Raw genomic sequence first — 14,711 nt, forward strand, 5'->3', positions numbered from 1 at the left:
GAGGGTATGCCGATTTCTCAGTTATCGGTCCGCGAACCCGCGTACAGCTGCCACCCCAGATTGCGTCGCGGCAATCGAAGGTAGCTCCACTTCACAAAACTGAGTATTCACCATGATCAAACCAACACCAATCCCCCTGAAACCGATGGGACATCTCCCTACGAATCCCTCGATTCGAGAAGACTCCACGACGCCGCCGAACGCGCCCTCGACCACTACCTGAAACCCTCCGCCACGACCCTCAGATTCCACAGACCCAGCACCATGTTCCAGGTCGCCCCGGGCATGGACAACGAAAGCCTGCTGGTCCACGCCTGCGAATCACTGGCCTCGGCGAGCATCATGACCAGCGACATTGCAGCCTATGTGGACAGCCCGCAGCGACAGACGATACTGGCAATCCAGCAGATCATCATGCTGGCCGAGCTGGCGGTGAATCGGGTGTTGGATAACGTCGAAGGGACCCGAACCCCGGCACACAGCTGAACCCTTGTGGGAGCGGGCTTGCTCGCGAAGGCGTCAGCACATCCAACACTTGCGGTGACTGGCACACCGCTTTCGCGAGCAAGCCCGCTCCCACAATTGGATTGGGTGCATTCAGTTGGAGATTGGTCGGCTCGTAGGCCGCCATCGCGAGCAGGCTCACTCCTACAATTGGATTGGGTGTGGTCAGTTGGGGATTGGTCGGCTGTCAGGCCGCCTTCGCTGGCAAGCCAGCTCCCACAATTGAGTTGGGTGCATTCAGTTGGAGATTGGTCGGCTCGTAGGCCGCCATCGCGAGCAGGCTCACTCCTACAATTGGATTGGGTGTGGTCAGTTGGGGATTGGTCGGCTGTCAGGCCGCCTTCGCTGGCAAGCCATCTCCCACAATTGAGTTGGGTGTGTTCAGTTGGAGATTGGTCGGCTCGTAGGCCGCCATCGCGAGCAGGCTCACTCCTACAATTGGATTGGGTGTGGTCAGTTGGGGATTGGTCGGCTGTCAGGCCGCCTTCGCTGGCAAGCCATCTCCCACAATTGAGTTGGGTGCATTCAGTTGGAGATTGGTCGGCTCGTAGGCCGCCATCGCGAGCAGGCTCACTCCTACAATTGGATTGGGTGTGTTCAGTTGGAGATTGGTCGGCTCCTAGGCCGCCATCGCGAGCAGGCTCACTCCTACAATTGGATTGGGTGTGTTCAGTTGGAGATTGGTCGGCTCCTAGGCCGCCATCGCGAGCAGGCTCACTCCTACAATTGGATTGGGTGTGTTCAGTTGGAGATTGGTCGGCTCCTAGGCCGCCATCGCGAGCAGGCTCACTCCTACAATTGGATTGGGTGTGTTCAGTTGGAGATTGGTCGGCTCGTAGGCCGCCATCGCGAGCAGGCTCACTCCTACAATGGGATAGCATGCAGCCTGCAAGAGTTTGGTCGGCTGTCAGGCCGCCTTCGCTGGCAAGCCAGCTCCCACAATTGGATTGGGTGCATTCAGTTGGAGATTGGTCGGCTCGTAGGCCGCCATCGCGAGCAGGCTCACTCCTACAATTGGAATGGGTGTGGTCAGTTGGGGATTGGTCGGCTGTCAGGCCGCCTTCGCTGGCAAGCCAGCTCCCACAATTGAGTTGGGTGTGTTCAGTTGGAGATTGGTCGGCTGTCAGGCCGCCATCGCGATCAGGCGAAGCCTACAGTTTAGATCGCGTGCACACCCATGCGGCAAAGCCGCCCCACTCAACAGGATGAGCGTTAGCTCGGCTGCAGCTCTTGATCTTGATCCTCAGGCCCCGTCGGCAGGCTGAGTGGAGGGATTCATCCGGGGGTGGGAGCACAGCGACCGTTTGGCGAAGCCAAACACATCGAGAGGAGGTGCAGCGAAGCAAACCGGAGGCGATGCGCCCGGATGAATTCCGCAACGAAGGAACCCGAGCCTAAGCGAGGGCCGTACGCCGGGGCCAAGCCTTTTGCTTACTTTTCGGCGTCTGGAAAAGTGAGTCGCTGTAAAAGCGAAACCGCCAGCCGCAGCCCCCGAACCAACGGATATACACCCAAAACCCCAAGAACCTGGTCGGCCCAAAGGCCGCCAAGTCAAAAGCGTGAACCCTGTCAAAACCCTGAACACACAAGCAGAAACATCCCCTCCCATTGAAACCACCCAAACCCTGCCCCATCTAAGACCCATACCCCATTGCGCAGGTGCCCCATGAGCGACCAGCAAGAATTCCCGGACAACCCAGACGACTACACCGAAGCCGAACACATCGAACACACCTCCTCCGGCAAAGGCCTCGCCCTGCCCGGCCAGAACCTGCCGGACAAGGTCTACGTCATCCCGATCCACAACCGCCCGTTCTTCCCGGCCCAAGTGCTGCCGGTCATCGTCAATGAAGAACCCTGGGCCGAGACCCTGGATCTGGTCAGCAAATCCGACCACCACTCCCTGGCCCTGTTCTTCATGGACACGCCCCAGGAAGACCCGCGCCACTTCAACACCGGCGCCCTCCCCGAATACGGCACGCTGGTCAAAGTCCATCACGCCAGCCGCGAAAACGGCAAACTGCAGTTCGTCGCCCAAGGCCTGAGCCGTGTGCGCATCAAGACCTGGCTCAAACACCATCGCCCGCCGTATCTGGTGGAAGTCGAATACCCGCACCAGCCGACCGAGCCGACCGACGAGGTCAAGGCCTACGGCATGGCGCTGATCAACGCGATCAAGGAACTGCTGCCGCTCAACCCGCTGTACAGCGAAGAGCTGAAGAACTACCTCAACCGCTTCAGCCCCAACGACCCGTCGCCGCTGACCGACTTCGCCGCCGCCCTCACTTCGGCCACCGGCCCCGAGCTGCAGGAAGTGCTCGACTGCGTGCCGATGCTCAAGCGCATGGAAAAAGTCCTGCCGATGCTGCGCAAGGAAGTCGAAGTCGCACGCCTGCAAAAAGAGATTTCGGCGGAAGTTAACCGCAAGATTGGCGAGCATCAGCGCGAGTTCTTCCTCAAGGAACAACTCAAGGTGATCCAGCAGGAACTCGGCCTGACCAAGGACGACCGTAGCGCCGACCTCGAACAGTTCGAACAGCGCCTCGAAGGCAAAGTCCTGCCGGCGCAGGTGCAAAAACGCCTCGAAGAGGAAATGAACAAGCTGTCGATCCTCGAGACCGGTTCGCCGGAGTACGCGGTCACCCGCAACTACCTCGACTGGGCGACGTCGGTGCCGTGGGGCGTGTATGGCGAGGACAAACTCGACCTCAAGCACGCGCGCAAGGTGCTCGACAAACACCACGCGGGCCTGGACGACATCAAGGACCGCATCCTCGAGTTCCTCGCGGTCGGTGCCTACAAAGGCGAAATCAGCGGTTCCATCGTGCTGCTGGTCGGCCCGCCGGGCGTGGGTAAAACCAGCGTCGGCAAATCCATCGCCGAATCCCTCGGCCGGCCGTTCTACCGCTTCAGCCTCGGCGGCATGCGCGACGAAGCCGAGATCAAGGGCCACCGTCGCACCTACATCGGCGCGCAACCGGGCAAACTGGTGCAGGCGTTGAAAGACGTCGAAGTGATGAACCCGGTGATCATGCTCGACGAAATCGACAAGATGGGCCAGAGCTACCAGGGCGACCCGGCCTCGGCGCTGCTGGAAACCCTCGATCCGGAACAGAACGTCGAATTCCTCGACCATTACCTCGACCTGCGCATGGACTTGTCGAAAGTCCTGTTCGTCTGCACCGCCAACACCCTCGATTCGATCCCAGGCCCACTGCTCGACCGGATGGAAGTGATTCGCCTGTCGGGCTACATCACCGAAGAAAAAGTCGCCATCGCCAAGCGTCACCTGTGGCCGAAACTGCTGGAAAAGGCCGGCGTGTCCAAGGGCAGCCTGAGCATCAGCGACAGCGCGCTCAAAGCCTTGATCGACGGTTATGCCCGCGAAGCCGGCGTGCGCCAGCTGGAAAAGCAAATGGGCAAACTGGTGCGCAAAGCGGTGATGAAGCTGATCGACGATCCGAAAGCAGTGATCAAACTCGGGCCGAAAGACCTCGAAGCGTCACTGGGTCACCCGGTGTTCCGCAACGAGCAAGTGCTGTCCGGCACCGGCGTGATTACCGGCTTGGCCTGGACCAGCATGGGCGGCGCCACGTTGCCGATCGAAGCCACACGAATTCACACGCTCAACCGGGGTTTCAAACTCACCGGGCAACTCGGTGAGGTGATGAAGGAATCGGCGGAGATCGCCTACAGCTACGTCAGCTCGCACCTGAAACAGTTCGGCGGTGACGCGAAGTTCTTCGACGAAGCCTTTGTCCACTTGCATGTGCCGGAAGGCGCGACACCGAAGGACGGCCCGAGCGCCGGCGTGACCATGGCCAGCGCCCTGCTCTCGCTTGCGCGTAATCAGCCGCCGAAAAAAGGCGTGGCGATGACTGGCGAACTGACGCTGACCGGGCATGTGCTGCCGATTGGCGGCGTGCGCGAGAAGGTGATTGCGGCAAGAAGGCAGAAGATTTTCGAGCTGATTCTGCCGGAACCGAATCGGGGGAATTTTGAGGAACTGCCGGATTATTTGAAGGAGGGGATTACCGTGCATTTCGCGAAGAAATTTGCCGATGTGGCGAAGATCCTGTTCTGACAGACAGCCCCTCACCCCAGCCCTCTCCCAAAGGGAGAGGGAGCCGACCGAGTTGCCTTGCGCTATACATCGACCTGAAACACCGAGTCGATTATGGATTCAATGATCTATTTCAGGTCGGTGGACTTCTGGAATATCCCCCGCTCAGTCCCCTCTCCCTCTGGGAGAGGGTTAGGGTGAGGGCTTGGCATTGTCACACTTTGTCTCATCTTCAGTTATGCTCGCCGTTCGTCGTGAACGCCCGGAGCCGCTGACCTTATGTCCCCCACTCGCCTGTTTATCCCCCTCGCCCTCTCGCTGCTGGCCGCGTGCGCCACGCAGCCGAAACACAACGTGGCCGTGGAAAAACAAAGCGAATGCCCCGTACGGCTCACCAACGGGCAAAACCTCATCATCATGCTGCCAAGCAACCCGACCACCGGTTACCGCTGGGCCATTCAGGATTCCGCTGGCGGCGTGTTGCGCGCGCTCAGCCCCGAGGTCTACAGCAATCCGGAAGATGCCGGAGTCGTCGGCGCTGCGGGCCTGTCGACCTGGCGCTTCCAGGCCTTCGCCCCCGGCACCGGGCGCCTGCGCCTGACCTCGCAACAACCATGGGCACCAGAAGTGCTGCCAGTGGAAACCTTTGACTGCGCCATTTCGGTGAACTGATCGTGGGCTGGCTGATTCTGGCGCTGATGGGCGCGGTGACGTTTCTCTACGGTGTCAGCACCCATGCGGCGTTACTGTGTCTGTTGGTCAAACCATTACCAGTGCTGGCGCTGCTCGGCTGGCTCCACGATGCGCCGCCCAGCGACTATCGCCGCTGGATCAGTCTGGGTCTGATTTTCTCGCTGCTGGGTGATGTGTTGCTCGCTTGGCCGGGGGATTTGTTTGTATTCGGCCTTGGCGCGTTTCTGGTCGCGCATCTGGCGTATCTGAAGGCTTATCTGAGTGACTGCAAGCGTCTGGCGATATTGCCGCTGGTGCTTGCCCTCGCAGTCGGTGCGGTGCTGTTGGGGCTTCTGGTTTCCAGCGGGCTCGGACCTTTACTGGTGCCAGTGATCGTCTACGGCACAGCAATCAGTGCGATGCTGTGGCGCGCGCTCGCTCGTCTCGGCACTGACGTACCCAAGCGTTCGGCGCTGCTGGCGGCCTGCGGCGCGCTGGCGTTTGTGTTCTCGGACAGCGTGATTGGTATTGATCGCTTTGTGTTGCCATTCCACGCCGCACCTTACGTCATCATCCTCAGCTACTGGCTGGGCCAATGGGGCATCGCCGCCTCGGCGTTCTCTCAAAGTAAACGCGCCAGCCTTTAAAGATCGCAGCCTGCGGCAGCTCCTACAGAAAACCGCATTCCCCTGTAGGAGTTGCCGCAGGCTGCGATCTTTTGATTTGCCGCTTTATCAGACAACCCAAGCATCCCGACGCCACTTTGGCTAAAATGCCGGCCTTTTCCACCGACACCGCCGGAACCGCCGTGAGCAAAGAACCCGATCGCATTTTCGCCAAGCCTTTGGCCCAGGTACCCGACTTCGCCTTCAACGAAGACGTGGTGCGGGTGTTCCCGGACATGATCAAGCGTTCGGTCCCGGGTTACCCGACCATCGTCGAAAACCTCGGTGTGCTCGCCGCGCAGTTCGCCCAGCCGAACAGCGTGCTCTACGACCTCGGTTCTTCACTGGGCGCGGTGACTCAAGCGTTGCGCCGCCATGTGCGCACCGACGGTTGCCGGGTGATCGCTGTGGATAACTCGGCAGCGATGGTCGAACGTTGCCGCGAATACCTCAACGGTCAGGATTCGATGTTCCAGGAATTGCTGCCGGTCGAAGTCATTGAAGGCGACATTCTCGCCCTCGACTTCCAGCCCGCTTCGGTGGTGGCGCTGAACTTCACCCTGCAATTCATCGCCCCGGATCAGCGCACCGCGCTGCTCTCGCGCATTCGCCAATCGTTGCTGCCAGGCGGCGCGCTGATTCTGTCGGAGAAGCTGCGCTTCAACGATGCCGAAGAACACGCGCTGCTCACCGATCTGCACGTCGCGTTCAAACGCGCCAACGGCTACAGCGAACTGGAAATTGCCCAGAAGCGCAGCGCCATCGAAAACGTCATGAAGCCCGACAGCCTCGAAGAACACCGGGAACGCCTGCTGGCCGCCGGGTTCTCGAAAGTCGTGCCGTGGTTCCAGTGTCTTAACTTTGCCTCGTTGATTGCCTTGCCATGATTGATCTGTCCCCCCTCGCCCGCCGTCTGGCCGGTACGCCGCTGGCCGAATGGGCCAACACCTTGCAAGTGCAACTCGACAAGAAAATGGAGAAAGGTCACGGCGATCTGGAGCGCTGGCAAAGTGCGCTGGACGCTTTGCCGAAGATCCTGCCGAGTGAAATCGATCTGCTCAACGGCCTGAAACTCGACACCGATTGCGACGATGAAACCCGCGAGCAAATGCGTACTGCGCTGATGGGCCTGTCACCGTGGCGCAAAGGCCCGTTCGACCTGTTCGGCGTGCACGTCGACACCGAATGGCGCTCGGACTCGAAGTGGTCGCGAGTGGCACCGCATCTGGATCTGAAAGGCAAACGCATTCTCGATGTCGGTTGCGGCAACGGTTACTACATGTGGCGCATGCTCGGTGCCGGCGCTGACAGCGTGATCGGCGTCGATCCGAACTGGCTGTTCTTCTGCCAGTTCCAAGCGGTGCAGCGTTACCTGTCCGAACCGAATGCCTGGCACCTGCCGTTCCCGTTCGAAGACCTGCCGCCGAACCTCGAAGGTTTCGACACGGTGTTCTCGATGGGCGTGTTCTACCACCGCCGTTCGCCGATCGAGCATTTACTGGCGCTCAAGGACTGCCTGGTCAAGGGCGGCGAACTGGTGCTGGAAACCCTGGTGGTCGAAGGTGACAAGCATCAGGTGCTGGTGCCGGAAGACCGTTATGCGCAGATGCGCAACGTGTGGTTCCTGCCGTCGGTGCCGGCGCTGGAGTTGTGGCTGCGTCGGGCCGGGTTCAGCGATATTCGTTGCGTGGATGTGAGCACCACGACGATTGAAGAACAACGCGGCACTGAATGGATGAAGTATCAGTCGCTAAGTGATTTCCTTGATCCGGAAGATCACAGCAAAACCATCGAAGGGTTGCCGGCGCCGATGCGCGCGGTGATTGTCGCGAAGAAGTAATCCAATCCCTCAAACACCGCGGTGAGCCCACCCCTCACCCCAGCCCTCTCCCCAAGGAGAGGGAGCTGATCATTGAGCTTTTCAAAACTTGAGTTCGACTCGGTATCTCAGGTCGACGGACTTAGCCCATCCAGCTCGGTCAGTCCCCTCTCCCTCTGGGAGAGGGTTAGGGTGAGGGGCTTTTTGCTCTTCGGGCGCGGAAGAACTCGGTCAACACCGCCCCGCACTCCTGCGCCAGCACTCCGCCTTCATACAGCACCCGGTGATTCAAAAAGCCCTGGGTGAAAAACTGCCCCTGACTCTGCACAATCCCCGCTTTCGGCTCCAGCGCGCCATACACCACGCGCGCCACCCGCGAATGCACGATCAGCCCGGCACACATGCTGCACGGTTCCAGCGTCACATACAGCGTGCTGCCCGGCAGCCGATAATTGTTTAGCGCTTGGGCGGCCGCACGAATCGCGACCATTTCCGCATGTGCGCTCGGGTCGCTGCCACTGATCGGACAGTTGAAGCCGCGACCGATGATCTCGCCGTCCTGCACCAACACCGCACCCACCGGCACTTCGCCAAGCGCTGCGCCTTGTGCGGCGAGGACCAGGGCTTCGCGCATGAAGTCACGGTCACGGCTGCGGTCGATGATCGCAGCGGGGCGAATCTGGCGCATCACTTCACCTCGATGGCGGCCATCAGGCCGGTTTCCATGTGGTCGATCACGTGACAGTGGAACATCCACACCCCCGGGTTATCCGCCACCAGCGCCACTTGCGCACGCTCGTTCTTGCCCAGCAGATAGGTGTCGGTGAAGTACGGAATGACTTTGTGCCGGTTCGACGCAATCACCTTGAAACTCATACCGTGCAGGTGGATCGGGTGTTGGTACTGGGTCATGTTCTTCAATTCGAAAATGTAGCTCTGGCCGAGTTTCAGGCTGGCGATCGGCCGATCGGCGCAGGTCTTGTCGGTGATGTCCCAGGCCTTGCCGTTGATCTGCCACAGGCTCGGCGGCTTGCCATTGTCGACGTTGACCGACACCGAGCCGACCCATTCGAAATTGAAGTTGAGTTTCTCGGCATTCGCCAGATCCGGCTCGGCCACCGGGTTCGCGGGCAAGGCTTTCGGCCACTCGGTCGGCGCATCGTTATTGGCCACCGAGCGCAAAGTCCCCAAACGCACCGGGCCGTTACGCAGCGACAACTCTTCACCGGCCGGCGGGGCCTTGATCGCCAGACAAATGCGCATGCCCGGGCCCAGCCAGTATTCCTTGCCCAGCGGCCGCGGCTCGACCGGGTTGCCGTCCAGTGCGTAGATCATCGCTTCGACACCGGGAATGTTGATGCGATAAGTCAGGGTGTTGTCGAGGTTGAGCAGGCGCACCCGAGTGATCTGCCCGGCCGGCAATTCAATCACCGGCGTCGGTACGCCGTTGATGGTCGAAAGACGCCCCGCCGTGCCGCCACGCGCCGCTTCCCGGGGGATGCTGAATTCGACGAAGTTACCTTCATCGTCGATGTGCCAATTCTTCAGGCTCAGGGTCTTTTCGTACTTGAACCCGGTCGGTTCGCGCTCTTCGACGATCAACGGCCCGACCAGTCCGCGCCCCAGCTCTTCGCTGCTGCTGACATGCGGGTGATACCAGTAGCTGCCGGCATCCGGCACGCGGAATTTGTAATCGAAGTATTCGCCGGGCAATACCGGCAATTGCGAGACGTACGGCACGCCGTCCATCTCCAGCGGCAGACGAATGCCGTGCCAGTGGATGGTGGTCGCCACCGGCAGATGGTTGATGAAGCGCACCCGCAGCCATTCACCCTGACGCACGCGCAATTCGGTGCCCGGTGCCGAAGGGCCGAACGCCCAGGCCTCGGTCTTGTGCCCCGGCACCAGTTCCACGTCCAGCGGCGCGGCGATCAGCTCGTAGTCGTGGCCTGCGTCAGCGTCGGCCATCTTGCCCAGCCAGTAGCGCGACGCGCCTCCCGCCCCGACACCAACGACAACAAGACCGGCCAGGCCACCGAGGATTTGGCGACGGGTAAAGGACATGAACTCAACTACCTCTCGTATGCATCGGGCTGGCTGCCCGCAAAAGGCAAATACGATACACCTGCAATTGCGAAACAGTAAGGCCGGCGCGGCACAAGGACGCAGTTGCACCTCGCGCGTACACGATTTCGACTGACCAGGTGACATAACTATGTAGTGCACATGCATCGAGCAACCGGGTCACCCTGTACCACACGTTTTCTCAAGGACCGAGAGTTCACCCACATGCCAAACCCACTGACAAACCCACTGCCCAACGCCACAGACAAGGCTGCGCTCAAGGCTATTGCCGCCACCGTCATCCAGACCTGCCCGAGCCTGCAGGACGCTGCCCGACAAGTCGCCAGCGATTTGCTGAAGAAATACCGCGTCCGCGGACTCGATCCGGATCAGGTGTATTTCCACCGTTTCGACGCCTCGCAAAGCAGCACGAAAGCCTTCACCGGTTGGGAACATGTACACGCCACACCCACCTCGAGCATGACGCTGACCCAACTGGTGACTCACCGCTTTCGCGTCGCCGATCAGGACAACGCCGACCTGCTCGACGTGTATGCCGGTTTCTACAGCGCAGGTCCCGACGCCCGTACCTTCGACGACAGCAATGAAGTGCGCCTGCACGGCAACGACGTGCTCAAGGAGTTCTGGAGCATCGACTTCAGCTCGCTGTACGACGCCCAACTGCGCGACTTCTGGAACACCAGCGGCGGCGATTTTCGCACCCTGGCCAAGTGCAATTTCCTGATCAACGCGGTACAGGCGCGGGACAAACGTCAGTTGAGCGACGAGGACTTCCTGTTCGTCACGCAAGCGGTGATCGGCCCGCTGACCTGGCCAGTGAGCCTGCAAATGCTGCAGGCACAACACCGTTGCCCGAACAGCGTGCGCACGCTGGATCTTGCCGGTTACGCGGCTATCAACGTCCTGCGTTTCGTCGCGCCCAAGGGCCGGCAGATCCTCTACCTGCCCGGCGAAAGCAATGCCTTCCAGGTCCTGGAAACCGCCACCGACCTGCACTTCTGGATGTTGCAACGGATGAACAAACCCGCTGCGCGCGAGACATTCCTTGCGCACTTCTCGCTGAGTGACCGGCAGCAGATCAACGATGACCTTGGCGATCTGATGAATCGTCTGGTGGCAACGTGGGGCCGCTACGACCATTCCATGATCAATCAGCACAACCGCACGGTCAGCGGCGACGCGTTCACCTGGCTGAGCGACTCGACGCAGGCGGCGATGTTCGCCGAGGCCAGCCTTTCCCTGACCTCCAATGGCGATCTGCGCAAGAGCCTGTGGATCGGCTACCTCAGCGCCGGGGTCAAGGTGTTCGGGCCAATGGCGGTGGTGGGCTGGCCAATCGCATTGCCGGTAATCGGCGCCAGTATTGCCAACATGGGGCTGAACATCGATCAGGCGGTCCATGGCAAAACCGCCGCCGAGCGCAAGGCCGGGATCCTCGGTGCCGTACTCAGCGGCATCGACATGCTGTTCAACCTGCTGGTGCTCAAAGGCCCGGGATCGTTGGTCGAAGTCGGTCCCGAAATTGATGCGGCCGAAGCGACGGAGATGGCCGACCTGATTGAGGGCAATCAATCTGAAAGCGCACCACCGACGATCCAGGCGTCACCCGCCCCGAATGATCTGCCGGCACCGCAGACGGCTGGCTCAGAGATACCGGAGTCCTTCAGGATCAAGCAGACATTGGGCGCGGACACATTGATCAGCGAGCCCGGGAAACTCCGTGGCATCCATCGACTCGCCTCCAATCCCTCGTCCGCGATCACCCTCGGCGATAACGCCTACTTCGTGCGTTTTGAGGAAAATCTCAATGGTCGTGGCACTTGGGCAATCATCGATCCGACCCGCCCCGAAGCCTTCTCCGGTTCGATCCCTGTACGGTTGAACGCTGCGGGTGCCTGGGAAGTTGCGCCCAGGCTGGGGCTTCGCGGCGGTGTTGATACGCCAATGATCGCGGGAGCAGGTCAAGCAAGCGAGGCCACCGGCGAAACCTGGGCACCGGCGCCGGGCATCCATGTTCCCGGCCTCGATGATCCGGCCATGCGTGCCTGGGCACTCGGCGGCCCGGATCTGCAAGGCCAGTTTCGCCGAGCCTGGACGCTGGGCGGCATCGACATGCACAGCGTAGTCCAGCCAGAAAACGGCGCTGGCAGTGCGCTGATGCCCGCCGCAGACGACGCGGTGGTCTCTTTCAGCGAATTCGATCTGGCGCAGGAACAACCCCGTGCAACGCTGATCAATGATGCCAACGCCTGGTACGAACTGCACCCGCCCGTACTCCGCCCACCGGTCATTACACAAACGCCCGTCGCGTCCGTGACCGATCTGTTCGAGGCCGCATTGACGGAGAAACCCGGGTTGGTCATCGGCGAAAGCCGGGGCAGCGTCGGCAGTAAGCAACTGCTCATTGAAGACATGCCCAACCTCGCTCGCAACGGCGTGAAAACCCTGTATCTGCAAGAGTTGTTGGCCAACGTCAACCAACTGGATCTGGATGCTTTCGCCCGCACCGGAGAGATGTCCGAGGAACTGCAAAGCTACCTGACCCGAATCGACTTCAGGGCCGGCAACGACCCGGATGGCAGATTCAACCTCATGGCCCTGGTCAAAACCGCCAACGCCGAGCGCATCCGGGTACAGTCCCTCGATCTGTCCACCACCTACAACATCAATAAGGATCCGCTGCATCCGTTCCCCAATCAGCAGATGAGCAGAAGCTTTTTCGCCGCCGAGGTCATCCGCTTTGATCAGGAACTCATTGGCCCAGGCAAATGGGTTGCGCTGGTCAATCAGGAAAACATGAGCACCTTCCGCGGTTATCAGGGTATCCGCGAACAGACCGACGCCTTGAGCATACGTATCGATGATGTGACGCCGGGGCAGGCACAGGCCATCGGCTCCGACCCTGGCCTGGCGGTGGAATATGCCGATTACCCCGACTCCCCGGTCGAAGAGATTGCCGGTGGCCTGAGCGATCCGGACAGCATTCAGAATCTGATCAAGGGCGACTGGCAGGTGCAAGTGGAAACGCCGTGGGCGTACCGCACCCCGCAGAATCTGCGAGCGCTTTTGCCAGAACCGGGGATGTTCACTTTTCAGCGCTATCGCAGCAGTTTGCTGGTGGTCTACCGCAATGCCGAGCGCCACATGGCCGACAGCGCGATCAGAATGACGCCCGGCGGCCGGCTCAATCTGGATACACCGCTTGCCCCGGCCCATGAGTCGCTGACCGTGGACACGCTGGACGAGTTGAAACAGGCGCTTGTCGAAAAAGGCCTGAAGCCGATGGGCTGGCCTGCGACCAGTGCTGCAACATTGCTGGAAGACAATGCGCACCCGGTCATTCCGCTGAGCTGGCAGGCCAACGAATTACTGGACGGGATTGCTCCCGTGAGCGGGCCAGGCAAACTCCAGGGCATTTATCTGCTCGACTCGAATCCTTCGACCGCCATCTCTATCGATGACAGCGCCTATTACGTACGCTACGAAACCGACATCAACGGAACAGGACACTGGGCTGTCATCCATCCCGAGCAACCCCAAGGCTTCACTCGCTCGATCCCGGTCCGCCTGAATCCGCAGGGTGAATGGGAAACCATGCCCCGTGCAGGACTCAGCGGCGGTGGCAAACCTTCGGCGCTGGCCGGTTCGAGCAGCCGTAGCCCGCTGCCCTCCCTGCCCGCCTCGCAATATGACGTACCTGCCCCCCTCAAAGTACATCTGGAGGAAGGCGCGGCCGGACTGAACGATGAGGCATTGCGTGACTATTACGACAGCCTGAACGGTTTCGATGCCTACCGCGAATTCAAGGCCATTCGTAAACGCCTGTATCGCGACGCGCTGGACTTTTTCAGCACCTTGCACCTGCCCGAACGCCCTCCCGTACCAACCTTGGCTGAAGATGCGACAGCCGAAGAGATCATCGAAAAAATCCTCGAGCATGCCCGCGGCCTGGTGATCGGCGAGAGCCATACCGCCATCGGCAGCAAGCAATGGTTGATCGAGAACATGCAGTTGCTGGCCAGCAAACAGGTGAAAAGTCTGTACATGGAGCATTTGCTGACGGACTTCCATCAAGCCGCACTGGATGAGTTCTTTCAGACCGGTAGCATGCCGGAAAAACTCGAGGCTTATCTCAAGGCGCTCAATGTCGGCAATATGACCGACCCGCTGGAGCGCTACACGTTTCTGGAACTGGTCAAGGAAGCCAGAAAGCAGGGAATCCATGTGCAAGCCATCGATTGCATGGCGAGTTATCGGCTCAACGGGATGGACCTGCCTTCCATCGATGAGACGGCTCGCCAGAAAATGATGAATTACTTCGCGCGCTTGATGATCCGCGCGGACCAGTCCGCACGCGGCGCACACAAATGGGTAGCGTTGATGGGCAACTCGCACGCCAACAACTTCGAGGGGGTTGCCGGCGTCAGCGAGCTGGAAGAGGCCATCGGCATTCGCGTCGAGGATGTTCCCGAAGGGACTTCGCGCGCAATAGACGTCGACCCCGGGAAAATCCTGCCGTTGGGCGGTAGCGTAAATGATCGTTCGGCACTGGTCAGGGGCGATCTGCGCCTGCAAATCGAAACGCCCTGGACTGCGCAGACCATGGCGGATTTCGAAAAGCTGCTGCCTCGCTACGGCATGTATTCCTTGAAGCAACAACCCCACATGACATTTATCGTCCATCGCAGCCGCAGTAAAGAACTGGTGCGCACCCTCATTGAAAATGACGGGACACGCTTCTACATCCAACGCCCGAGCTGGCCTTCGGTCAGCGGCAAACGTTACCCCAGCATGAAAGCGCTGTTACAAGCACTGGATGACATGGGCATGCAACTGGGCGGGTGGTCAAAACCGCTGTAACGCAAAAACAGAAAAGCCGTGTGAAACGGATTTCACACGGCTT

General features: G+C 60.2%; 8 protein-coding genes and 1 pseudogene. 7 read left to right on the top strand and 2 right to left on the bottom strand.

The window, feature by feature from the left end; all coding sequences use genetic code 11:
- Positions 1 to 112: 112 nt before the first annotated feature.
- The 6 genes and pseudogenes from QMK55_RS07555 to cmoB all read left to right on the top strand — a co-directional run bounded on the left by QMK55_RS07555 (position 113) and on the right by cmoB (position 7,744).
- Positions 113 to 486: pseudogene (locus QMK55_RS07555) on the top strand (DUF6124 family protein).
- A 1,684-nt stretch (positions 487 to 2,170) separates the two neighbouring features.
- Positions 2,171 to 4,588: an endopeptidase La gene (gene lon / locus QMK55_RS07560; protein WP_320328973.1), complete on the top strand. Its 2,418-nt coding sequence runs from the start codon at positions 2,171 to 2,173 to the stop codon at positions 4,586 to 4,588.
- Positions 4,589 to 4,846: 258 nt separating this feature from the next.
- The gene (locus QMK55_RS07565) at positions 4,847 to 5,239 is read left to right on the top strand and encodes a protease inhibitor I42 family protein (protein ID WP_320328974.1); all 393 of its coding nucleotides are present in this window, start codon (positions 4,847 to 4,849) and stop codon (positions 5,237 to 5,239) included.
- Positions 5,240 to 5,241: 2 nt separating this feature from the next.
- Complete coding sequence (locus QMK55_RS07570; protein ID WP_320328975.1) at positions 5,242 to 5,886, top strand: lysoplasmalogenase; 645 nt, start codon at positions 5,242 to 5,244, stop codon at positions 5,884 to 5,886.
- Positions 5,887 to 6,011: 125 nt separating this feature from the next.
- Entirely contained in the window at positions 6,012 to 6,791 is a 780-nt protein-coding gene (gene cmoA, locus QMK55_RS07575) for a carboxy-S-adenosyl-L-methionine synthase CmoA (RefSeq protein WP_175559565.1), read from the top strand.
- Complete coding sequence (cmoB, locus tag QMK55_RS07580) at positions 6,788 to 7,744, top strand: tRNA 5-methoxyuridine(34)/uridine 5-oxyacetic acid(34) synthase CmoB (protein ID WP_320328976.1); 957 nt, start codon at positions 6,788 to 6,790, stop codon at positions 7,742 to 7,744. Before cmoA ends, cmoB begins: the two co-directional genes overlap by 4 nt.
- A gap of 166 nt (positions 7,745 to 7,910) precedes the next feature.
- Here the strand turns inward: cmoB and tadA are convergent, their stop codons facing one another.
- Both tadA and QMK55_RS07590 read right to left on the bottom strand, forming a co-directional pair.
- The gene (gene tadA / locus QMK55_RS07585; RefSeq protein ID WP_102357349.1) at positions 7,911 to 8,411 is read right to left on the bottom strand and encodes a tRNA adenosine(34) deaminase TadA; all 501 of its coding nucleotides are present in this window, start codon (positions 8,409 to 8,411) and stop codon (positions 7,911 to 7,913) included.
- Positions 8,411 to 9,787, bottom strand: coding sequence for a multicopper oxidase family protein (locus QMK55_RS07590; protein ID WP_320328977.1), 1,377 nt, complete (start codon positions 9,785 to 9,787; stop codon positions 8,411 to 8,413). Before QMK55_RS07590 ends, tadA begins: the two co-directional genes overlap by 1 nt.
- A 225-nt stretch (positions 9,788 to 10,012) precedes the next feature.
- On the opposite strand from QMK55_RS07590, the gene QMK55_RS07595 reads away from it, so the two are divergent.
- On the top strand, positions 10,013 to 14,668 hold the full coding sequence (locus QMK55_RS07595) for a membrane-targeted effector domain-containing toxin (RefSeq protein WP_320328978.1): 4,656 nt from the start codon (positions 10,013 to 10,015) through the stop codon (positions 14,666 to 14,668).
- Positions 14,669 to 14,711: the final 43 nt, after the last annotated feature.

This window comes from Pseudomonas sp. P8_229, assembly GCF_034008635.1.
In the GTDB taxonomy this organism is placed as follows: Bacteria; Pseudomonadota; Gammaproteobacteria; order Pseudomonadales; family Pseudomonadaceae; genus Aquipseudomonas.

What these genes read in the sequence shown, in the direction of transcription:
- lon (WP_320328973.1), top strand. Translation starts at nt 2,171, where the DNA reads ATGAGCGACCAGCAAGAATTCCCGGACAACCCAGACGACTACACCGAA.
- QMK55_RS07565 (WP_320328974.1), top strand. Translation starts at nt 4,847, where the DNA reads ATGTCCCCCACTCGCCTGTTTATCCCCCTCGCCCTCTCGCTGCTGGCC.
- cmoA (WP_175559565.1), top strand. Translation starts at nt 6,012, where the DNA reads ATGCCGGCCTTTTCCACCGACACCGCCGGAACCGCCGTGAGCAAAGAA.
- cmoB (WP_320328976.1), top strand. Translation starts at nt 6,788, where the DNA reads ATGATTGATCTGTCCCCCCTCGCCCGCCGTCTGGCCGGTACGCCGCTG.
- tadA (WP_102357349.1), bottom strand. Translation starts at nt 8,411, where the DNA reads ATGCGCCAGATTCGCCCCGCTGCGATCATCGACCGCAGCCGTGACCGT.
- QMK55_RS07590 (WP_320328977.1), bottom strand. Translation starts at nt 9,787, where the DNA reads ATGTCCTTTACCCGTCGCCAAATCCTCGGTGGCCTGGCCGGTCTTGTT.
- QMK55_RS07595 (WP_320328978.1), top strand. Translation starts at nt 10,013, where the DNA reads ATGCCAAACCCACTGACAAACCCACTGCCCAACGCCACAGACAAGGCT.